Raw genomic sequence first — 22,038 nt, forward strand, 5'->3', positions numbered from 1 at the left:
TTTATACCAATCTCACTTCAAGATGCAGCTTGCAAATCAATGTGATTGTTTATATCTCCCCCGCTACGCGGGGGAGATATACGCATTAAACTTCAAGTTGCAATTTACAACACGATATGAAACCTGATTTCTCCCCGCTTTGCGGGGAGAAATCACATACATCTTGAAGTGAGATTGGTATATAAGACGCATATTGAAAGGCGATTGGTATAAATACCATTTTATTTAATGCATTATTTGGGTTGAGTTTAGTTTCAATTGAGTATGGCTTCAATCATGCTGAGTATAAACATCATGCAATGATTGGATTAATAAAATGAGTCCTATACAATATGGCCGCTTATAAGCGATATATTTTCCATTAACATCGTTTGCTCGCAAAAATATTTCTTGTTTTTCTCGTTAATTTTCAATCAAAAAAGGTGTAGTACGTGCAGAAATATTTAAATGAAGCGCGTAGTTTGCTCGCTTTAGGGATCCCTGTTGTCATCGCACAGTTTTCACAAACTGCGATGGGTTTCGTCGATACCGTCATGGCTGGCAAAGCTGGTGCTGTTGAAATGTCAGCGGTTGCTGTTGGTACATCAATCTGGCTACCAACCATTCTATTTGGCCAAGGTTTATTGCTCGCCTTGACGCCAATCGTGGCACACATGAATGGCTCCGGCCAGAGAAAAAATGTTGCAGGCCAAATTCAGCAAGGATTTTGGCTTGCAACCTTTCTCTCTATCTTAACCATCGCAATACTGTATAACAGCCGATTTATTATAGAAGCACAACATAACGTTGATCCTGTATTGGCCCAAAAAGCCACGGAATTTATCCATGCCATCATGTGGGGAGCACCAGGTTATTTGTTTTATCAGGTTTTACGTGGTCAATGTGAAGGATTATCGAAAACCAAACCAGCAATGCTCATAGGCATTGCCGGGTTACTGGTCAATATTCCCGTTAACTATATTTTTATTTACGGTAAATTTGGTGCGCCTGCATTGGGTGGTGTCGGTTGTGGTGTTGCAACAGCAACCGTTTACTGGGTTATGTTCCTGTTGCTGCTTGCCTATGTGAAGCACGCTCCTTCCCAAAAAGATATCCACACATTCAACAAATTTGTCGGTCCTGAATGGCATACGCAAAAACGCATTACACTGCTTGGTCTGCCTATCGCTTTAGCGATGTTTTTTGAGGTTACTCTGTTTGCTGTCGTTTCGTTGTTGGTTTCTCCACTCGGTGTTGTGGCCGTTGCAGGGCACCAGATATCACTCAACTTCAGCTCCATGATGTTTATGTTCCCGCTATCATTGGGGATAGCTGCCACCATTCGCGTTGGCTACAACCTGGGGCAACAATCAACAGAAGGTGCCAGGATATCCGCATATACGAGTATTATTGTGGGCTTAATTATTGCCTGTATGACAGCGACCTTCACGGTACTGTTTAGCAAACACATTGCGTTTATGTACAACGATAACCCTGAGGTCGTTACTCTTGCCTCCCACTTAATGCTGTTTGCTGCGATTTACCAGCTTTCCGATGCAGTTCAGGTCATTGGCTCAGGGGTATTACGTGGGTATAAAGACACCCGTTCGATTTTCTTCATCACTTTTATTGCTTATTGGCTCTTAGGGTTGCCTAGTGGCTATATTCTGGCATTGACGGATTATGTCACTCAGCCGATGGGACCACAGGGGTTCTGGATTGGGTTTATTATCGGTTTAACCGCATCAGCATTTATGATGGGTTACCGTATTTTATGGACACAAAAACAGCCCGCCCATTTTGTTCTGAAACGTTCTACTCGTTAATTCAGCACACTATACCAATCTAACTTCAAGATACGTGTGATTTCTTCCCGCGAAGCGGGAAGAAATCAGGTTTCATAGCGTGCTGTAAATTGCAACTTGAAGTTTAATGCGTATAAGCCTACCAACATAAGGGAAAAAAGCTGCGAATTCATGCGAAAAGATGTAAATGCGAGCAGTTGAACAAGAATTTGCATTTTTCCCCTTGCCAGAAAGCTCAGTGCCCGTTAATATTCGTCCCCGTTGTCAGCCACAGACATTTAGATTGCGTCCGTAGCTCAGTTGGTTAGAGCACCACCTTGACATGGTGGGGGTCGGTGGTTCGAGTCCACTCGGACGCACCAAATATCTGGTTGACAAAAAATAGAATCTTGATGTGCGTCCGTAGCTCAGTTGGTTAGAGCACCACCTTGACATGGTGGGGGTCGGTGGTTCGAGTCCACTCGGACGCACCATATCTAGTTCATCACTTCACACCTCTGTTATACCAATTAGATTTACCCAATTTTCTCATTCCACTCCCCTCTTGTACTCATGAGCCAGATTTTTGCCCAATCTACCTGTGTACTAAAAATGCAATTATATTTTATTTGCGCAACAACTCTCTGATTTCTTTAATCATGAACCATGGTTATCTCCTCTTTTCTGTATGGAAATTCTTTCAAGCACTATTTTTTGATTCATTTCACAGAAATTAGTCTCTATAATACGCCTATGTCATAAGTTGAATGGTTTCAGCTAATTAATTTACCGAATCCAGAAAAAATTACAGATGATTAGTCGAACTAAATCCGCATATCTGCACATACCGAACTTCATGCTGAAAAACCATTTGACGCTTACTACTATTCACTTTCGATTGCTACCCGTTTTTCATTATGTTGCGCAACTTAAAACACCAGATGATGCTGGCATAAATGTTAATGGCTAGCGATTCACTCTTTTAATCCATTAAATCAGTAGATAGATTGTCATGAAAAAAACCAAAATTGTTTGTACTATCGGGCCAAAAACAGAATCCGAAGAGAAATTGACCGAACTGCTTAATGCTGGTATGAATGTGATGCGCCTGAACTTTTCTCACGGTGACTACGAAGAGCATGGTCAGCGCATTAAAAACATTCGCTCAGCCGTAGCAAAAACGGGCAAAAAAGCCGCAATCTTACTGGATACTAAGGGGCCTGAAATCCGCACCATGAAGCTGGAAGATGGCAAGGATGTCTCCCTTACCGCAGGCCAAACTTTCACCTTTACAACAGATAAATCTGTTATTGGCAATCATGAGCGTGTCGCTGTGACTTATGTCGGTCTGCCAGAAGATCTGAAACCAGGAAACACCATATTGGTTGATGATGGTTTGATCGCCATGACAGTTAAAGCCACTAGCGCCACTGAAGTCATCTGTGAAGTATTGAATAACGGTGATTTGGGTGAAAACAAAGGCGTTAACCTGCCAAATGTTTCTATCAACCTGCCTGCACTGGCAGAAAAAGATAAACAGGATTTGATCTTCGGTTGTGAGCAAGGCGTGGATTTCGTTGCCGCATCTTTTATCCGTAAACGTTCCGATGTGCTGGAAATCCGTGAACATCTGAAAGCTCATGGCGGCGAACACATCCAAATCATTTCCAAAATCGAAAACCAGGAAGGTCTGAATAACTTCGATGAAATTCTCGAAACGTCTGACGGTATCATGGTTGCCCGTGGTGATCTGGGTGTTGAGATTCCGGTAGAAGAAGTTATCTTCGCGCAAAAAATGATGATCGAAAAATGTAATGCAGCTCGTAAGGTTGTTATCACTGCCACTCAGATGCTGGATTCAATGATCAAAAACCCACGCCCTACCCGCGCTGAAGCAGGCGACGTAGCTAACGCTATTTTAGATGGTACCGATGCGGTAATGCTTTCAGGTGAAAGTGCGAAAGGAAAATATCCTGTTGAAGCCGTTTCCATCATGGCAACAATCTGTGAGCGTACAGATCGCGTTATGGGCAGCAAAATTGAACATACCAGGACTCAGAAACTGCGCGTTACCGAAGCAGTATGCCGTGGCGCGGTTGAAATTGCAGAAAAATTGGAAGCTCCATTAATTGTCGTGGCAACATATGGTGGTAAGTCTGCAAGATCTATCCGCAAATATTTCCCTAATGCCTCAATCCTTGCGTTGACAACGAATGAAATCACGGCTCGTCAATTGCTGTTAGTCAAAGGTGTTTCCACTCAGATTGTCAAAGAAATCGCTTCTACCGATGATTTTTATCGTATTGGTAAAGAAGCGGCATTGGCAAGTGGTATGGCACACAAAGGGGATACCGTTGTCATGGTTTCCGGTGCATTAGTGCCAAGCGGCACCACAAACACGTCCTCTGTTCACGTGCTATAAGCTAAACAACAGCGCTGTCTAAACTTGGGCAGCACTGGGATCTTGACATCCTCCCCGCCCTAAAGGACGGGGATTCCTACAGCGTTCAGACCGAAGCCTGACTCACCTCGGTGGGTTCCTGCTTCAACGGGCGGTCTGACTGCACCATCCCTCCACAGGCAAGCACGGCATGTCCTGCCGCTAAAATATTACGTGCGGCGTTTACATCCGCGTTCGCGCTGTAGCCGCATACCTGACACACGAATTGACTTTGCGTCTGACGGTTTTCTTTCGCCGTATGACCACAGCAGGCACACCGCTGGCTGGTGTATGCCGGCGGTATCGCCACTACCTGACCACCGCGCCAGAGCTGCTTGTACTCAAGCTGACGGCGCATTTCATGCCAGCCTTGATCCCGTATCGAGCGGTTCAAGCCTGATTTGCCTCTGACGTTTCTTCCGTGCTTCTCTGCCGTGCCTTTTGCCGATTTCGACATGTTACTGACCTTCAAGTCTTCAATGACGATCATCGCGTGGTTTTTGCTGATTTCACTGGTGACTTTGTGAAGGTAGTCGCGCCGGATATTGGCAATGTGCGAGTGCAAACACTGGATTTTCCGTTTTTGTTTCTGCCAGTTTGCGCTGAATTTTACTTTGCGACTCAACTGCCGCTGGAGTGTTGCCAGCTTACGTTGGTTTGCTTTGAAGCTGCTTACTGGCTGATATACCGTGCCATCTGAAAGCGTGGCAAGTTTTGTTACTCCGGCATCCAGTCCGACCATGGATTCTGCATTGTGAGCAGGGTCAGTCACTTCGTATTCAGTCTGGATACTGACGTACCATTTGCCGCATGACTGGCTGACCGTGACGTTTTTCACTTCGCCAATGACTTCACGGCTGTTGCGATAGCGTATCCACCCTAACTTTGGCAACGAGATTCGACTGTTGGGCTGATCGAGCTTCACGCCCTGCGGGTAGCGGAATGAGTCATGTTGACCACGTTTTTTGAAGCGGGGGAATGCAGCCCGCTTCTGGAAGAAATTTTTGTAGCCGCGCTCCAGATCTTTCAGTGACTGCTGCAACGGTTGCGAGGGAGATTCTTTCAGCCATTGTGTTTCAGGTACGGATTTCCACTCAATCAGCCATGAAGCCATTTTGGTGTAGGGGAGATATTTATTCCCTGCTGCATGGTTCTCATTCTGGAGTGCCAGTGCACGGTTAAAAACGAAGCGACAAGCCCCTGCGAAGCGTCGCATATCGCGCTCCTGCTGACCATTTGGTCTTAACTGGAATTTGAAGGCTTGAAGTCGTTTCATGACTATCATTATACTTTGGTCTATGACAAAAGAAACTGATATTCGACGCGGAAGACACGGTGTTTTCCTGATGCACGTCCACTTGGTATTCGTCGCCAAGTATCGACGAAAGATATTCGATCTGGATGCCATCGAAAAGCTACGCAGCTACTTTAGCAGCGTATGTGCTGATTTTGGTGTTGAACTGGTTGAAATGGACGGCGAATACGACCACGTGCATTTGCTGATCAACTACCCGCCAAAGCTCGCAGTATCGAATCTGGTCAACAGTCTTAAAGGCGTTTCCAGCAGGCTGCTTCGGCGTGACCGTCCAGATATTGCTCTACGCTATTACTACAAAGGCGTTCTGTGGACACCGAGCTATTTTGCAAGTAGTTGCGGAGGTGCGCCGATCTCGATCATCCGGCAATACATCGAGCAGCAGAAAACACCAGGTTAGTCGGAAAACCGCGCCTTATATCCCCGCCCTGAAGAGGGTGTCGTAAAAGCTCATGTTATCTATTAAGATCGGCGCTCTTCCTTTAGGCGCCGATCTTTTATGACCTTATTCACCCGAAAACTGGAATCGTCTGTTCACACCCAACGTCAATTTGTCAAAGCGCAGCATTTACCTGTATTGGATGGCTCTCTTTCCCTTGGGGATTATCTCAAGCAAATGGGAGAACACAGTGCACTTATTGTCGCGGAGATCCTGGATGAACAAGACTGGGGACCTTTCGAACGTCATTATGCTTCAACAGGCAGGGCTCCTTATTCTCCCCGCTCCATGATGGGGATCCTGCTTTATGGGATCATGAAAGGACAGCGTTCGCTCAGAGCACTTGAACGCTTGGCGCGTTTAGATTTGGGCTGTATTTGGGTCAGTCAGGGAATTACCCCTGATCATGCCAGTCTTGGACGTTTCATTTATCAGCATCAAACTGTCCTGACGGGGATGTTTTTTAAAGAGCTGACCTTATCTGTTTTGCGCCGCAGTCAATCCGGTATTTCGTGTCTGGCGGGTGACGGGACAGTGATTGAGGCCATGTGTTCTCATTATCATCTTTTGACTCAGGCAGCCATTTCCCGCGAAAAAAAGACCCTCAGTGCAGCGCCTGCCACGGGGCAGACAGAGAAACGTCTTCAGCAATTGGAACAGGGCACAGAAGTATTACGACGCCGGCAAGAAAACCGGGCAAAAAAGGGGAAAGATGGTAGCCAGTTACGTATTAATCCCACAGAGCCAGACGCTGTCGTCCAGAAACTCAAGCGGGGAAAGGGATTTTCAACAGCCTATAAACCGTCTGTTTTAGTCAACACAGGACGTATTATCGTCGCCCAAACCGTAGATCCATCCAGTGAGACACGGGTAATGGCGGATTTATTGGTGCAGAATTTCAATTTATCGGGATATCATCCGGACAAATTGTTGTTGGATGCCGGTTATTTCCATGACGCGGTGATGGCTGAGGCACAAAAATATCAGATCCCGCTGTTTTGCTCTGAAAATTCAACCCGGCAGAGCCCCCGAACAATCGCCCCCAAATCGTTATTTATCTATGATGCTGAGAAAGACACTTATCTCTGCCCGGCCCATCATTCATTATCGTTGAAAAGCACCGTGGCCGCGTCAGAAAAAGCGCGAGGTTATCGGGTCTATGGCAGTGCCAATGGCACTCAATGCCGGCAAAAAACCCAATGTACACGGGCCAAAGGTGGAAGAAAAATAAAACGCTATCGGGAAGATGAAAAGCGGGATGAACTGCGTTTGCATATGGCTAACCCTGAGTCAAAACGGATATTGAGTCAACGAAAAAGCAGAGTAGAACCGGTATTTTCAGCTTTGCGGGGAATTCAGGGACTGGAGCGCTTTCGGCGTAGAGGATTATCAGCGGTAAAGCTGGAATTTACCCTGCATGCGATGGCCTATAACTTATCAAGAGCAGTGGCTCTGATATTATGGATAATTTTCAGCCTGTTATTGGTTCAAATAACAGGCACTGAAAAATGGGAGAGGATCTCAACTTAACGCGTTGCAAAAATGACCTCCCCCCTTTTACGACACCCTCTGAAGGACGGGGTTTTACGGCGCACCTGATAAAAAAGCCCATATTTGTATTATGCAAATTGGGCTTTTTATATTTCTATACCAATCTAACTTCAAGTTTGCCGCTTGCAAATCAATGTGATTATTGATTTCTCTCCTCTAAGCGGGGAAAAATCAGGTTTCATAGCGTGTTGTAAATTGCAATTTGACGTTTAATGCGTATAAACGGATAAGCCACACTTTGTTTATGCGGAATTTTTTTCGTAGCAAAAATTTATTCTCTTTCTAAAATAGTTTGTGTAATACTTAGATGGCTACTTGGAGATTAACTTAATCTAGAGGGTAATGTAATGAATCGTACTAAAGTTGTATTTGGTGCAGTAATTCTGGCTTCTACTCTGTTAGCGGGTTGCTCAAGCGCAACTAAAGTTGAACAACTCGCCTCTCAGGTTCAAACTCTCGGTTCTAAAGTTGACCAGTTGAGCAGTGATCTTAGTTCTATTCGTTCTGATGTACAATCAGCCAGAGACGAAGCTGCTCGTGCTAATCAGCGCCTTGATAACCAAGTTCGTTCATACAAGAAATAATCTTTATAGTAGGTAAAAATTGTTGATAACAAATGGCGTACAGTGGTACGCCATTTCTATTTCTTCAGCTTACCCCTATCTTTCCCAATTTCTTAGGCATCAGGTTGATAGATTGGCCCTGGTTGATGTAATGGTGGTATCTTAGCTGGTTTAATTTCGGGGGCGGTATCTTCAATTGGTTTTAAAATCGCCTTTTTCACTTGGCTATTCGCAACCCGCCCTGTATTTACCTGTACTGGCATACCTGAACGACGAATAATCGCTTGATCAACAAGGAATTCATCTGTTTCACGATGATTAATGAACTTCACTAAGCCTTCAGAACGTGGGATCGGCACTGTTTGTGGATCATCTGTCTCTTTATTAGACAATGGCTGATGAACTTCCACATAGCGCTTACCATCTGGCTCTATGGCATATTTCACCGGTTCATTAATGATCTGGACTCGCGTTCCGCGTGGGACAGTCCGAAACAAATCTTCAATATCTTCAGGCCGCAAACGAATACATCCTGAACTGACACGCATACCAATGCCAAAATTCGCATTTGTACCATGGATCAGATATTCACCGCGTCCAGCCGCCAAACGTAAGGCAAAATCCCCCATTGGATTATCTGGGCCGGCGGGAATGACAGCAGGCAAAATAATTCCCCGGCTAGCGTAATCCTTGCGAATATTAACGGTTGGTGTCCATGTCGGGTTTTTAATTAATTGGCTGACTGACGTTGTCATAATCGGTGTGTTACGCCCAAGTTGACCTATTCCAATAGGATACACAACGACATAATTTTTTCCCTCAGGGAAGTAATAGAGCCTAAGTTCGGCCAAATTGATAATAATTCCCTGGCGGGGAGTGTCCGGCAATAGCATCTGTGATGGAATAATTAACTCAGTGCCAGGTTTAGGTAAATAGGGATCGACACCAGGATTTGCTTCCAACATCGCCAATAATCCTATTTGGTATTTGGCGGCAATGGATTCTAACGGACGCCCGTCATCGGGCACAATATGGGTAGAATTTTCGCCAATCAGGCGGCTATTGGCAGGAGGCAATGGATATTCGATAGCATGGGCGATATGAATCAATCCACTTAACGACAACATGCCAATCAAGAACATGCCGATAACAGTTAAAAATCGCTTCATACGTGCTTCCTGAAAATGATGCTTGAGGCTTGAGTGTTGGTGGTTAATTAATAGCCTACTTTGCAAAACTATTCTATCTCATTCGTAGTAATCAAAGCAGGATTTATATCGTTCAGTTGTTCCCGCCAGCCAAATACTGACAGGAACAAAAATGTAACAGGTAAGGTAATTAAGACAGAACTGCTGTTGTCAGGCGAGACGTACAGCATAATTGTTGTTGATCATTATAGATATCAATCTGCCAAACCTGATGTGAACGACCAAGATGGACAGGTTTACAAATGCCTTTAACCATGCCTTCATGAACAGATTTAAGGTGGTTAGCATTAATCTCTACTCCCACCACTTTCTGTTCGCCTTCCGAACAGAGATAACCTGCAATCGAGCCAAGTGTTTCAGCCAATACCACAGATGCCCCGCCATGCAAGATCCCGAATGGCTGTTTAGTTCGTTGATCGACTGGCATTGTTCCTTCGATAAAATCATCGCCAATCTGGGTAAATTCGATCCCGACATGTTTTACCATACACTCACTATTAAATTGATTCAGTGTATTTACATCTATATTACGTTTCCAAATCACGACATTATCTCCAATAGGGCTTGTAATGGATGTTTAAGCTGTTTTCCTTCTATGCGCTTCACTTGGCTACGACACGAATACCCTGTACTTAGGCAGTGTTCTAAGAATAAATTTTTCAGTGCCGGAGCCCATGACAGTTTGTAGATGCCAATGGATTTCTCCAGATTTTTCTTTTCGTGACCATAAGTACCCGCCATGCCACAGCACCCAACATTGACATGATTCAATTGGTGACCAAAATGGCAGAAGATATCAGCCCACTGTTTGCCGCTATTAGGCAATGCTGTTACTTCGGTACAGTGTCCAAGCAGATACCAGGCATCTCTGGACACGGAATCATCATTTTTCACTTGTGATATTTTTTCCGGCAGGATGCTGATTAGCCATTCATGTACCAACTGAACGTTAAAATCTCCTCTCCGCTCACCGAGAATAGCGTTGTATTCATCCCGATAACACAGAACTAAAGCAGGATCGACACCTACCATAGGAATATTCAGGCGCGCTATCCGATTAAGGAAGTCAGCCGTTTTTCCCGCGGTTTTGGCAAATCGATTCAAGAACCCTTTAACATGCTGCGCCTTTCCATTGGGTGAAAATGGCAATAAGACAGGCTTATACCCCAACTTTTCTGTCAACAATACAAAATCGGTGACCACTTTCGCATCGTAATAACTGGTAAAAGGATCCTGGACAATCAGCACATGTTGGTCACGCTGTAATGATGACATACCTTCCAATTGTTCCAGTGTTGTCCTTGCTGCATAATGACCAGCAAGTTGCTGTTGCAATGTCGGGTAGGAGAGTAACGGCAAGTCAGCCATGCCAATGGTATGCTGGCTGATTTTTTGTACCCACGGTTGTTTCAGGAAAAAATTAAATATTCGCGGCGCTTTTGCCATCAATGGCGTACTGTGTTCAACATTAGCAACAATATGATCACGCAATGGACGCAAATAACGGCTGTGATACAAAGCCAAGAAACGTGAACGAAACGAAGGGACATCAATCTTGATCGGACATTGTGTGGAACACGCTTTACAGGCTAAACAACCTGACATGGCCTCTTTAACTTCATGTGAAAAATCATATTCACCTCGCCACGCCAGCCAGCTATGACGAGTCTTTTCAATCAATCCCCGCAAACTGGGGCGCGCTTGATCCAGCCCATGCTCCAGCAATTTGGGTTCAACCCCTTGTTCGGTCAAAAGCCGCAACCATTCTCTCACCAGAGTCGCCCTGCCTTTGGGAGAATGTATGCGATGATGGCTGATTTTCATTGATGGACACATTGGGCTTTTGACATCGAAATTGAAGCACAACCCATTACCATTACATTCCATTGCGCCACGAAATGCGCTCCTTACATTGACAGGAATGGTACGGTCGTAAGTCCCACGCTTGGCTGCATCAACTTTCATCATGGGTGCATCGACGCCAATTGGTGGACAGATTTTCCCCGGATTGAGTCGATTGAGTGGATCAAATGCCGTTTTTATTCGGCGCAATTCGTTATACAAAACCTCACCAAAAAAGGCAGGGCTATATTCTGCTCGAAAACCTTTTCCATGTTCTCCCCATAACAAACCACCATATTTGGCCGTCAAATGAACAACTTCATCAGAAATCTGTTTCATCAAGATTTCCTGTTGAGGATCACACATATCTAACGCAGGACGCACGTGTAAAACACCTGCATCTACATGACCAAACATGCCGTAATTCAGTTGGTGATTATCCAAAAGCTGGCGAAATTCAGCAATGTAATCGGCAAGGTGTTGAGGAGGAACACAAGTATCTTCGACAAATGGAATGGGTTTAGCTGGACCTTTACTGTTGCCTAACAATCCGACGGATTTTTTCCGCATGGCATAAATGCGCTCAATATCCCTCAAATCATGGCATATCTGATAGCCAATAATGCCCGCCTGATTTTTTTCCATCAATTCATCAAGGCGTAAGCAAAGCTCCTGCAACTGCTGATCAATTTTCTGTTCATCATTACCACTGAATTCAACAATATTCAGACCTTGCATATCCTTATCAGGCACATCCGTAATCAATTCCTTCACTGAATGCCAGATGATATCTTCGCGCGCCAGATTGAGTACCTTAGAGTCTACCGTTTCCACTGAGAGCGCTTTGGCTTCGACCATAAAGGGAGCATTACGTAGGGCTGAATCAAAGGAATCATATTTGACATTCACCAGGCGCCTGACTTTAGGTAACGGTGTGATATCCAGCGTCGCCTCGGTAATGAAGGCCAAAGTACCTTCAGAACCCGTCAAAATACGGGTGAGATCAAAAGAGTGCATATCGTCGCTGAATACATGGCGTAAATCGTATCCCGTCAAAAATCGATTGAGTTTAGGGAACTTCTCAATGATTAGTTTCCGTTGTTCACGACAACGTTCCAATACCGTTTTATAAATACGACCAACGATATTCTCTTCTTGGGCAATCGATTCCGCCAATGCTGTACTCATAGGACGGGTATCCAACATTTCCCCTCCCAATAAAACAGCACGGACACCCAGTACATGGTCCGAGGTTTTACCATAAACCAACGATCCCTGACCGGAAGCATCTGTATTGATCATACCGCCTAACGTAGCACGATTACTGGTTGAAAGTTCTGGGGAGAAAAAATAACCGAAAGGTTTTAGGTATTGATTAAGCTGATCTTTGATAACACCAGCTTCTACCCTTACCCATCCCTGCTCTGGGTTGATTTCCAAAATACGGTTCATATAACGGGACATGTCCACCACAATACCATTGTTAAGTGATTGTCCATTCGTGCCAGTTCCACCGCCACGGGGAGTAAACGTCAGCGCCTTAAAACGCTCCTCTTCTGCTATTCTTGTCAGCAAAACAACATCAGCACTGGAACGAGGAAATACAACAGCTTGTGGTAACAATTGATAAATACTGTTATCTGTCGCCATAGTCAGCCTATCGGCATAACTACTGGCGGTATCTCCAGTAAAACCCGCTTCTTTCAGTACAGTCAAATAGTTCTGTGCCAGTTCACTGACATGGGGGGCTTGTGATATACGTGGGATCATTGGCTAATTGCCCCTTATTCTAATAAATATCCACATTGCTTTATCTATATACTATCTTGGATAACGTAACTCAGACAATTTTCTACTTTCTGAGCTGGCAGGTTTTCAACCATATCACAATATTTGTCGATTTTGAGCAACCAATGAAATATCGTTATATTTAATTACCGTTGTTACTGCCAACACTATTTAATTACCTGAGAAATGATTTCATGGAAAAATCACAATCACACCAAGATTTACCTAAGTTGTTATTCGCTCTATTCTTCATTTTATTGCTCATTACCACCAGCTTTTGGGTGTTAAGTCCCTTTATTTTGGGATTTATTTGGTCAGGAATGGTGGTTATCGCAACTTGGCCATTATTGGAAAAGTTACAACAACGACTATGGGGAAAACGCTGGATTGCGGTTTCTGTCATGACGTTACTGTTAGTTTTGCTATTTGTTATTCCGATTGCGTTACTTGTCAGTAGCCTGGTAGAAAACAGTGCGCCATTGATTGAATGGGCAAAATCGCCTTCCTCTTTCCACCTGCCACAGCTGGAATGGCTCAATCGAGTCCCTGTCATTGGCGAAGATGTATATCTTAAATGGCAGGATTTGATTGCTGATGGCGGTAACATACTGCTCAACAAAATTCCTCCTTACATCGGTAAAGCAGCAACATGGTTTTTTACCCAAGCCGCTAATGCAGGGCGCTTTCTTTTCCATCTGGCACTGATGGTCATGTTCAGTGTATTACTTTATTGGAAGGGGGATCAGGTTATGCTGAGTATCCGCCATTTTGCTATCCGGCTGGCGGATAAACGCGGTGACGCCGTCGTATTGCTGGCTGCTCAATCGATCCGAGCCGTAGCTCTTGGCGTAGTGGTAACGGCATTGGTTCAAGCCATTGCGGGCGGAGTTGGGTTGGCAATTGCCGGCATTCCGTACCCCATGATATTGACAGTGCTCATGTTCGTATGCTGTGTTGCTCAACTAGGGCCTCTGCTTGTTCTCATTCCCTCTATCGCATGGCTTTATTGGACGGGAGAAACAACCTGGGGAACGATTTTAATTATCTGGAGCCTGATATTAACCACTATGGATGGTGTCCTACGCCCATTCCTGATCCGTCTTGGTGCTGACTTGCCGATGGTATTAATTCTTACCGGAGTCATCGGCGGGATCCTTTCATTAGGTGTCATCGGGCTATTTATTGGGCCTGTTGTATTGGCTGTTTCTTACAGTTTGCTATTGGCATGGATGAATGAAGTTCCTAAACCCGAAGGAAAAATGACAGATATGGAAAAACATTTCGGGGAAAAGCACGTCAAATAATTAAATAATTGCGCGAAAAAAATAGTATTTTCGCGCAATTATAAAAATGGTGAATATATCATCACAATCCCATCTAAAATATAAAGTCATTTTTCGTAAAAAATAAAACCCGCAAAGAAAATTGTTGCAAAAAAGTTATTTTTATACAGTTTCTTTTCTAATCTCTATTTATTAAGAGGATTCTTAATGAATAAACTCACCTATTAAATTAGTATTCACTCCATCGAAACAAATGTTTCCCAGAGTATTGCTACCTCAGCTTATAACGCCATAGGCTGGGTTCAACGAAGTATATATATTGCTGTGTGTAGTCTTTGCCTGTCAGCCCATGATAGGCTTTTTTTTGCACTCCAAAAAATCTGTAACATAGAATATAAAAGCCTGAAAGGATCTTAACAGGCTTTTATATTTGAATTATACCACTCGCCTTTCAAGATGCGTCTTATATCTCTCCACTACGCGGGGAGATATAAACAATCACATTGATTTGCCAGCGGCAACTTGAAATTGGGTTAATACAAATGCTATTAATTACTTCCAGCCAAAGCAACCCACGTTTTCACAACCGTATCAGGATTCAATGATAAACTGTCAATTCCTTCCTTCATTAACCATTGAGCAAAATCTTCATGATCCGAAGGCCCTTGGCCACAGATACCAACATATTTCCCCTGCCGTTTAGCCGCTTGAATTGCCATGGAAAGCAGTTGTTTTACCGCTTCATTACGTTCATCGAATAATTCGGATACCACACCAGAATCGCGATCTAATCCCAGAGCTAATTGCGTCATATCATTTGAACCAATTGAGAAGCCGTCAAAATATTCAAGAAATTGATCTGCTAGTAGCGCATTCGATGGAATTTCACACATCATGATAACTTTCAAGCCATTCTCACCGCGTTTCAAACCCTGAGATGCCAATTCCGCTATCACTGCTTCCGCTTGAGCAACAGTACGCACAAACGGGATCATCACCTCAACGTTAGTTAATCCCATCACATTACGTACCCGCTTGATCGCCTCACACTCTAACGCAAAACATTGGCGGAAACTGTCAGAAACGTAGCGCCCTGCCCCACGGAAACCCAGCATTGGGTTTTCTTCCTGTGGTTCATACCTGTCTCCACCCACTAAGTTCGCATATTCATTGGATTTGAAATCTGATAAGCGAACAATCACACGTTTAGGCCAGAATGCTGCCGCTAGCGTTGCAATCCCTTCGGTTAATTTCCCTATATAAAACTCAATAGGATCATCATAACCAGTCATCAACGAGTTAATTTGCTCTTGCAGCTCAGGAGATTGTTTGGTGTATTCAAGCAGAGCACGAGGGTGCACACCGATCATTCGGTTAATAATAAACTCCAGTCGAGCCAAGCCAATCCCTTCATTTGGCAAACAGGCGAAATCAAAAGCGCGATCAGGATTACCTACATTCATCATGATCTTCACATCCAATTCCGGTAGTTTATCAATTTGGGAACTCTGAACACTGAAATCTAGTTTATGCTGATAAACGTAACCTGTATCACCTTCCGAACAAGAAACCGTTACCTGTTGACCTTCTTGTAAACGTTCAGTCGCATCGCCACACCCTACAACAGCCGGAATTCCCAGCTCACGAGCAATAATAGCGGCGTGACAGGTACGCCCTCCACGATTAGTGACAATGGCTGCTGCTCTTTTCATGATAGGCTCCCAATCCGGATCAGTCATATCAGTGACCAGCACATCCCCCGCTTGAATACGATCCATTTCACTCAGATTGTGGATAACCTTAACAGTCCCAACACCGATACGATGCCCAATGGCTCGACCTTCCACCAATACATTACCTTGCTCATTGAGTTGGTAACGTTCCATTACCTGCTGATTTGATCGGACAGTTTCAGGACGGGCTTGAACAATATATAACTTGCCATTATGCCCATCTTTCGCCCACTCGATATCCATCGGACGGCCATAATGTTTCTCAATTAGCAAAGCTTGTCTGGCCAGCGCTTCCACTTCACTGTCAGTCAAAGAGAAACGATTGCGCAATTCCTCTGATACAGCTTCCGTACGCACTTGCTTCCCATGCTCTTTACTATTTGCATAAACCATGCGTATTTTTTTAGAGCCAAGATTACGGCGCACTATTGCAGGACGATTGTTATTCAACGTCGGTTTGTGGACATAAAATTCATCCGGGTTTACCGCTCCCTGAACAACCATCTCCCCCAAACCATATGCTGATGTAATGAAGACAACCTGATCAAAACCTGATTCAGTATCAATCGTAAACATCACGCCAGAGGAAGCCAAATCAGAACGCACCATGCGTTGTATACCCGCAGAAAGTGCCACACCACGGTGGTCATACCCCTGATGGACACGATAAGAAATAGCGCGATCATTAAAAAGTGATGCAAAGACGTGCTTGATAGCCACCATCACCGCATCAATGCCTTGCACATTCAAGAAAGTTTCTTGCTGTCCAGCAAAAGAAGCATCCGGCATATCTTCCGCGGTGGCAGAAGAGCGCACGGCGAAAGAAGCATCAGGCTCGCCTTCAGACAATTGCAGATAGGCATCACGGATATCTTTTTCAAGTTGAGCCGTAAATGGCGTATCAATCACCCACTGACGAATTTGCGCGCCAGTTTTAGCCAACTGATTGACATCATCAACATTGGTTTCATCCAGCAATTGATAAATACGCTGGTTCACACCACTTTGTTCCAGAAAATCATTAAATGCCTGTGCAGTTGTAGCAAAACCATTGGGAACAGACACACCAAGCTCAGCCAGATTGGTGATCATCTCGCCAAGCGAGGCATTTTTACCACCAACCCGATTAACGTCGTTCATACCTAATTGGTTATACCAGAGCACATTGCTTGAGGTGAGGCCACTATTGGACATTAGAAACTACCCTTTTTACATTCGGAGGTACAAATCGGAAAATGAAAGCTGCACTTCACAGCAAGAAATAGCCTAGCACATTGTCTTGCCAGATATAGAAAGGTGAATCGATCAACCCAACAATATTATTTTTTTACAGGTATACTCGATAAACTTCAAGTTGCAATCCGCAAGACGAGGCGAGACCTTATATTTCCCCGCGCAGCGGGGAAATATAACACGCATCTTGAAGTTGGATTGGTATATAATTTGGAAAGGATCTTAAGGGCATATACCAATCTGACTTCAAAATGCGTGTGATTTTATAGAGTTGTGTCAGTTGCAACTTGAAGTTTAATGCGTATAACGATAAAAGAAGAGAGACAATGATAGACATTCATCCTTCCCAAACAACGGAAAATGAAATACTACAACGCAGCGTATTTTTTATTTCTGATGGAACGGCAATCACAGCTGAAGTATTAGGCCACGCCGTGTTATCCCAATTTCCAATTACGATCACTTCCTATACCTTACCTTTCGTGACAAGCAAAACCAGAGCAGAGGAAGTCAGAGATCAAATAAACGCGATATATCAGCAAACCCAAATCAAGCCATTAGTTTTTTATTCCATCATTTCAGATGAAGTCAAAAGCATTATTACCCGCAGTAACGGATTTTGTCAGGATATTGTTCAAACATTAGTGGCCCCCTTACAGCAAGAAATTGGCCTGGCGCCAAAACCGGAATTACACCGAACTCACGGCTTATCGAAAAAAAATCTGGGGCAATATGATGCTCGCATTGCTGCCATTGATTACACTCTCGCCCATGATGATGGTATTTCATTACGTAATCTTGATCAGGCTCAAGTCATTATTCTTGGCGTATCTCGGTGTGGAAAAACACCAACCAGCCTCTATCTTGCCATGCAATTTGGTATTCAGGCGGCAAATTATCCTTTTACCGCAGATGATATGGATAATTTGCAGTTACCCGCCGCTTTAAAATCCTTTCAGCATAAATTATTTGGACTGACGATTAGCCCAGAAAGGCTTGCTGCTATCCGTGAAGAGCGGCGTGAAAATAGCCGTTATGCGTCATTACGACAATGTCGGATTGAAATTGCTGAAGTTGAAGCTTTATTCCGAAAAAATAAGATCAATTACCTGAATACCACTAATTATTCTGTCGAAGAGATTTCGACCAAAATTATTGACAGTATGGGATTAAAACGCCGCATGTTCTGATTGCAAAACATAACATGTTTAACAATATTTATTCACGACACTTTCTCGCGTAAATATCATGATTGTCTGTTGAATTTACTGGGGGTTGAGTTATTGTGATCCCCAGTTATTTCAGACTCTGTCACAATATGAAGTATACCTATCTCACTTCAAGATGCACATTGTTTCTCCCTGCGAAGCGAGGAGAAACAATGAGTTATGTTGTCTTATAATGAGCAACTTGAAAGGTAATGCGTATAAAATCCGAGAAAGAAAGTATATGTACAAAACAGATGAGTTAAGAACCCACCGCATTGATAGCCTGATCACACCTAAAGCGCTTGCAGAACAATATCCTATATCAGACAAAATCTTACAAAATGTGACATTGTCACGAAAGCGTATTGAATCCATCCTAACAGGCGAAGATCAACGTCTATTGGTTATTATTGGCCCTTGCTCCATTCACGATGTTGATGCAGCTCTTGATTATGCCTCTCGCTTACGCCTCCTGCGCAAAAAATACCAGCAAAATCTCAACATTGTGATGCGAACTTATTTCGAGAAACCGAGAACCGTTGTTGGCTGGAAAGGCTTGATTTCAGATCCCCTGTTAGACGGCTCTTGCCAGGTTAATCAAGGGATCGCACTTGCCCGTAAGCTGTTAATTGATATCAATGAATTAGGCGTCCCGACAGCCACAGAATTTCTGGATATGGTCACTGGTCAATACATTGCTGATTTAATCAGTTGGGGAGCGATCGGCGCCAGAACAACAGAGAGCCAAATTCACCGAGAAATGGCTTCTGCCTTGTCATGCCCAGTGGGTTTTAAAAACGGGACGGATGGCAATACGCTTATCGCTATTGATGCAATACGTGCAGTACGAGCCAAACATATGTTTTTGTCCCCAGATAAAAACGGTCAGATGACAATTTATCAAACCAGTGGCAACCCCTATGGACATATTATTATGCGTGGTGGGAAAAAACCGAATTACAGTGCTGAAGATATTGCAGCAACTTGCCATAAATTACGTGAATTTCACTTACCTGAACGCTTAATTGTGGATTGTAGCCATGCTAATTGCCAGAAAATTCATCGTCGTCAATTGGATATAGCAAGAAATATTGGTGAACAGCTCCAATCTGGCTCAACAGCAATTGCTGGTGTTATGGCGGAAAGCTTTTTAGTTGAAGGAACGCAAAAAGTTATTAAGGGAGAATCTTTGACCTACGGCCAATCTATTACCGATCCATGTCTTGGCTGGCAAGACACGGAAGAATTTATCAATATTCTTGATGAAGCCATGAGAAATCGTTCCTGAATACTTTCCCTGTTTTGGCTCCCACCGACTATCGGGAGCCAATAATCATAAATTTAAATCATTTAAAATCAAAGTATTAACTTAAAATTTCAGGTATAGAAAAAATAGCTTGAAGTTAACCACCATTGAAACGATAATTATTCTCAATATCAGAATAATTATTGTTCAATAAAATCAACTGCATTGATGGTCAACTCTGACACAATAAAAAATCTAACAAACTCACTGCTAAATAACAGTGATATATCAGTTAATTGTGTTCATAAGAACGCACTATTTCACTATGGAAATTGACTTGCATGACTTTAATTAAATCACCAAGCCTGAAATTGTCTACATTAAGTGTACTCATCTTCGCGAGTTTATCTTCTGCGTATGCCACAGCAGTACCTTCGGAAACAGTACATTCCAAGCAAGAGAAATCTTCCAAAGACACGGTAACTGTCTATGCCACTGGCAACCAACGTGACAGTTTTGAAGCCCCTATGATGGTGACAGTCATTGAAGGCAATTCAGCCAGCAGTCAGGTTGCAGGCAACGCAAATGATTTACTGCACAATATTCCAGGCGTTAGTGTCGCGGGTATTGGCCGCACCAATGGGCAAGATATCAGCATTCGGGGTTATACCCAAAAAGGAGTTTTGACCCTTGTTGATGGTATTCGGCAAGGAACTGACACCGGACACCTTAATGGTGTCTTCCTCGATCCCGCTTTGATTAAGCAAGTGGAAGTTGTCCGTGGCCCATCAGCACTCCTTTATGGCAGTGGTGCATTGGGTGGTGTTATTGCCTATCAAACAGTAGATGCTGCTGATTTACTGGAAGCAGGCAAAAATACGGGTTTTCGTGTTTTTAGCCGCGCAGGGAGCGGTGACCACAGTCTGGGATTTGGGGGCGCTGCATTCGGTAAAACCGAACAGTTTGATGGTTTAGTTGCATTTGGCACCCGTGACGCGGGTAATATCCGTTTCGGTAAGGGTATAACAGAAAATAACGATGAATTCAGTGGCAATGCTTTGGTAAAAGGCTCCTGGAAAATAGATGATAGCCAAAAGCTCAGTGGCAACTTGCGTTATTACCGCAATGAAGCACATGAGCCTAAAAATCCACAAGGCACCTATGACGGGAGAAACAAACGAGTAGACCGCACCACAGCGCAACGTGATGCTCAATTGTCTTATCAATTAAACCCAGCCCAATATAGTTGGTTAAACGCCAGAGCAGATATTTATTATTCCGATATCAATATTAATAACAGAAGCAAAGATAAGGTTTTTGAAGGCCGTAAACAAGAAACTTATGGTATAAAACTTGAAAACCGCTCCCATTTGGGAAGTGCTGCCTTTGCAGCCCACCAATTTACCTATGGTGGTGAAGCCTATAAACAAAAACAAAAGCCAAGTAGCAGTATTGTAATGGGCTTTCCCAATGCCGATATCCGTTTTGCATCTGGCTGGGTTCAAGATGAAATGACCCTGCGTAATTTACCTGTCTCATTTATTGTGGGTACACGTTACGACAATTACAAAGCCACAAATAGCAAATATGATGATGTTAGTGCCGATAAATGGTCATCAAAAGGCGCCATTAGTATTACCCCTACAGATTGGTCAATGCTATTTGCCTCTTATTCTCAAGCATTCCGTTCTCCGACCATGGGTGAAATGTATAACGATTCCATGCATTTTCCTGGAAACTACTGGAAACCCAATCCAAACCTACGTCCTGAGAGTAATGAAACTCAGGAATACGGTTTCGGGTTGCGTTTCGATGAACTGTTTGCCAACAATGATGGCCTGAAATTTAAAGCCAGTTATTTTGATACTCAAGCGAAAGATTACATCACATTCACCATGGGGAAAGGTTTCACACAATCAATCAACATTCCAAAAGCTAAGATTTGGGGTTGGGATGTTTCTATGACGTATGATTCTGACTGGTTCTCCTGGAATCTTGCTTATAACCGAACAACGGGTAAGAACGAAAAAACTGGGGCATCTATAGGAGCACTCAGTCCTGATACCCTAACCAGTACTTTGGATATTCCATTATCTGACACAGATTTCTCTATTGGATGGATCGGTAAATTCACCCAACATACCCAAGTTAAAGGAGAATATGGCACTAATAGAGATGAATTCGGTCGGAAGGTTTCTCAATACGCAGGTTATGGCGTCAATGACTTCTACGTTAGCTATCATGGCACTGGAACATTAAAAGGGCTAACTACCTCCGTTGTATTGGGCAACGCTTTTGATAAAGCCTATTACTCATCAGTGGGAGCACCACAGCATGGCCGTAATGCCAAACTGTTTGTCAGCTACCAGTGGTAGAAGAACAAACAAATTATTATCTCGATTTTAGAACAACACTGTTTAAACACC

14 protein-coding genes and 2 tRNA genes are annotated in these 22,038 nt (G+C 43.7%); 11 read left to right on the top strand and 5 right to left on the bottom strand.

From position 1 onward, the window contains the following. The first annotated feature begins 431 nt into the window (after positions 1–431). The 4 genes from WDV75_RS10905 to pykF all read left to right on the top strand — a co-directional run bounded on the left by WDV75_RS10905 (position 432) and on the right by pykF (position 4,185). Positions 432–1,805, top strand: a complete 1,374-nt coding sequence (locus WDV75_RS10905) for an MATE family efflux transporter (protein ID WP_273558187.1) — start codon at positions 432–434, stop codon at positions 1,803–1,805. A 264-nt stretch (positions 1,806–2,069) separates the two neighbouring features. Next, positions 2,070–2,146, top strand: a tRNA-Val gene (locus WDV75_RS10910). Positions 2,147–2,180: 34 nt separating this feature from the next. Then, positions 2,181–2,257, top strand: a tRNA-Val gene (locus WDV75_RS10915). Positions 2,258–2,775: 518 nt separating this feature from the next. Then, complete coding sequence (pykF, locus tag WDV75_RS10920; RefSeq protein ID WP_273558188.1) at positions 2,776–4,185, top strand: pyruvate kinase PykF; 1,410 nt, start codon at positions 2,776–2,778, stop codon at positions 4,183–4,185. Between the two features lie 85 nt (positions 4,186–4,270). Here pykF and WDV75_RS10925 read toward each other — a convergent pair whose 3' ends face one another. Next, complete coding sequence (locus tag WDV75_RS10925) at positions 4,271–5,479, bottom strand: transposase (RefSeq protein ID WP_338859767.1); 1,209 nt, start codon at positions 5,477–5,479, stop codon at positions 4,271–4,273. A 22-nt stretch (positions 5,480–5,501) separates the two neighbouring features. Between WDV75_RS10925 and tnpA the strand changes: the two genes are divergently transcribed. The 3 genes from tnpA to WDV75_RS10940 all read left to right on the top strand — a co-directional run bounded on the left by tnpA (position 5,502) and on the right by WDV75_RS10940 (position 8,092). Further along, a complete protein-coding gene (gene tnpA, locus WDV75_RS10930) occupies positions 5,502–5,918 on the top strand; it encodes an IS200/IS605 family transposase (protein ID WP_338861193.1) in 417 nt (138 codons plus the stop codon). Between the two features lie 99 nt (positions 5,919–6,017). Next, a complete protein-coding gene (locus WDV75_RS10935) occupies positions 6,018–7,487 on the top strand; it encodes a transposase (protein ID WP_338859769.1) in 1,470 nt (489 codons plus the stop codon). A gap of 368 nt (positions 7,488–7,855) precedes the next feature. After that, positions 7,856–8,092, top strand: a complete 237-nt coding sequence (locus tag WDV75_RS10940) for a major outer membrane lipoprotein (RefSeq protein WP_047770169.1) — start codon at positions 7,856–7,858, stop codon at positions 8,090–8,092. A 92-nt stretch (positions 8,093–8,184) separates the two neighbouring features. Here the strand turns inward: WDV75_RS10940 and WDV75_RS10945 are convergent, their stop codons facing one another. The 3 genes from WDV75_RS10945 to ydiJ all read right to left on the bottom strand — a co-directional run bounded on the left by WDV75_RS10945 (position 8,185) and on the right by ydiJ (position 12,891). Beyond that, positions 8,185–9,240 (bottom strand): L,D-transpeptidase family protein, encoded by a 1,056-nt coding sequence (locus tag WDV75_RS10945; RefSeq protein WP_273570747.1) that lies wholly within the window; start codon positions 9,238–9,240, stop codon positions 8,185–8,187. A gap of 169 nt (positions 9,241–9,409) precedes the next feature. Next, a complete protein-coding gene (locus WDV75_RS10950) occupies positions 9,410–9,823 on the bottom strand; it encodes a hotdog fold thioesterase (protein ID WP_273570749.1) in 414 nt (137 codons plus the stop codon). Further along, positions 9,820–12,891, bottom strand: a complete 3,072-nt coding sequence (ydiJ, locus tag WDV75_RS10955; protein WP_273570751.1) for a D-2-hydroxyglutarate dehydrogenase YdiJ — start codon at positions 12,889–12,891, stop codon at positions 9,820–9,822. The genes WDV75_RS10950 and ydiJ overlap by 4 nt, the downstream gene beginning before the upstream one ends. Before the next feature lie 212 nt (positions 12,892–13,103). Between ydiJ and ydiK the strand changes: the two genes are divergently transcribed. After that, positions 13,104–14,213: an AI-2E family transporter YdiK gene (ydiK, locus tag WDV75_RS10960; protein ID WP_273570752.1), complete on the top strand. Its 1,110-nt coding sequence runs from the start codon at positions 13,104–13,106 to the stop codon at positions 14,211–14,213. 527 nt (positions 14,214–14,740) lie between these two features. Here the strand turns inward: ydiK and ppsA are convergent. Continuing rightward, positions 14,741–17,119 (bottom strand): phosphoenolpyruvate synthase, encoded by a 2,379-nt coding sequence (gene ppsA, locus WDV75_RS10965; protein WP_273570754.1) that lies wholly within the window; start codon positions 17,117–17,119, stop codon positions 14,741–14,743. 365 nt (positions 17,120–17,484) lie between these two features. Here ppsA and ppsR point away from each other — a divergent pair, with 365 nt between their 5' ends. The 3 genes from ppsR to WDV75_RS10980 all read left to right on the top strand — a co-directional run bounded on the left by ppsR (position 17,485) and on the right by WDV75_RS10980 (position 21,987). Beyond that, positions 17,485–18,348 carry a posphoenolpyruvate synthetase regulatory kinase/phosphorylase PpsR gene (ppsR, locus tag WDV75_RS10970; protein ID WP_189760379.1) on the top strand — a complete coding sequence of 288 codons (864 nt, stop codon included), beginning with the start codon at positions 17,485–17,487 and terminating at the stop codon, positions 18,346–18,348. Between the two features lie 259 nt (positions 18,349–18,607). Then, on the top strand, positions 18,608–19,654 hold the full coding sequence (locus WDV75_RS10975; protein WP_273570756.1) for a 3-deoxy-7-phosphoheptulonate synthase: 1,047 nt from the start codon (positions 18,608–18,610) through the stop codon (positions 19,652–19,654). A 299-nt stretch (positions 19,655–19,953) separates the two neighbouring features. Then, on the top strand, positions 19,954–21,987 hold the full coding sequence (locus tag WDV75_RS10980; protein ID WP_273570758.1) for a TonB-dependent hemoglobin/transferrin/lactoferrin family receptor: 2,034 nt from the start codon (positions 19,954–19,956) through the stop codon (positions 21,985–21,987). Positions 21,988–22,038 lie beyond the last annotated feature (51 nt).

Origin of the sequence: Xenorhabdus griffiniae, assembly GCF_037265215.1 — a bacterium.
GTDB classification, from domain to species: Bacteria; Pseudomonadota; Gammaproteobacteria; order Enterobacterales; family Enterobacteriaceae; genus Xenorhabdus; species Xenorhabdus griffiniae.

Bases quoted from the DNA above. Each gene is read 5' to 3' on its own strand.
- pykF (WP_273558188.1), top strand. From the start codon at position 2,776: ATGAAAAAAACCAAAATTGTTTGTACTATCGGGCCAAAAACAGAATCC.
- WDV75_RS10925 (WP_338859767.1), bottom strand. From the start codon at position 5,479: ATGAAACGACTTCAAGCCTTCAAATTCCAGTTAAGACCAAATGGTCAG.
- tnpA (WP_338861193.1), top strand. From the start codon at position 5,502: ATGACAAAAGAAACTGATATTCGACGCGGAAGACACGGTGTTTTCCTG.
- WDV75_RS10935 (WP_338859769.1), top strand. From the start codon at position 6,018: ATGACCTTATTCACCCGAAAACTGGAATCGTCTGTTCACACCCAACGT.
- WDV75_RS10940 (WP_047770169.1), top strand. From the start codon at position 7,856: ATGAATCGTACTAAAGTTGTATTTGGTGCAGTAATTCTGGCTTCTACT.
- WDV75_RS10945 (WP_273570747.1), bottom strand. From the start codon at position 9,240: ATGAAGCGATTTTTAACTGTTATCGGCATGTTCTTGATTGGCATGTTG.
- ydiJ (WP_273570751.1), bottom strand. From the start codon at position 12,891: ATGATCCCACGTATATCACAAGCCCCCCATGTCAGTGAACTGGCACAG.
- ydiK (WP_273570752.1), top strand. From the start codon at position 13,104: ATGGAAAAATCACAATCACACCAAGATTTACCTAAGTTGTTATTCGCT.
- ppsA (WP_273570754.1), bottom strand. From the start codon at position 17,119: ATGTCCAATAGTGGCCTCACCTCAAGCAATGTGCTCTGGTATAACCAA.
- ppsR (WP_189760379.1), top strand. From the start codon at position 17,485: ATGATAGACATTCATCCTTCCCAAACAACGGAAAATGAAATACTACAA.
- WDV75_RS10975 (WP_273570756.1), top strand. From the start codon at position 18,608: ATGTACAAAACAGATGAGTTAAGAACCCACCGCATTGATAGCCTGATC.
- WDV75_RS10980 (WP_273570758.1), top strand. From the start codon at position 19,954: ATGACTTTAATTAAATCACCAAGCCTGAAATTGTCTACATTAAGTGTA.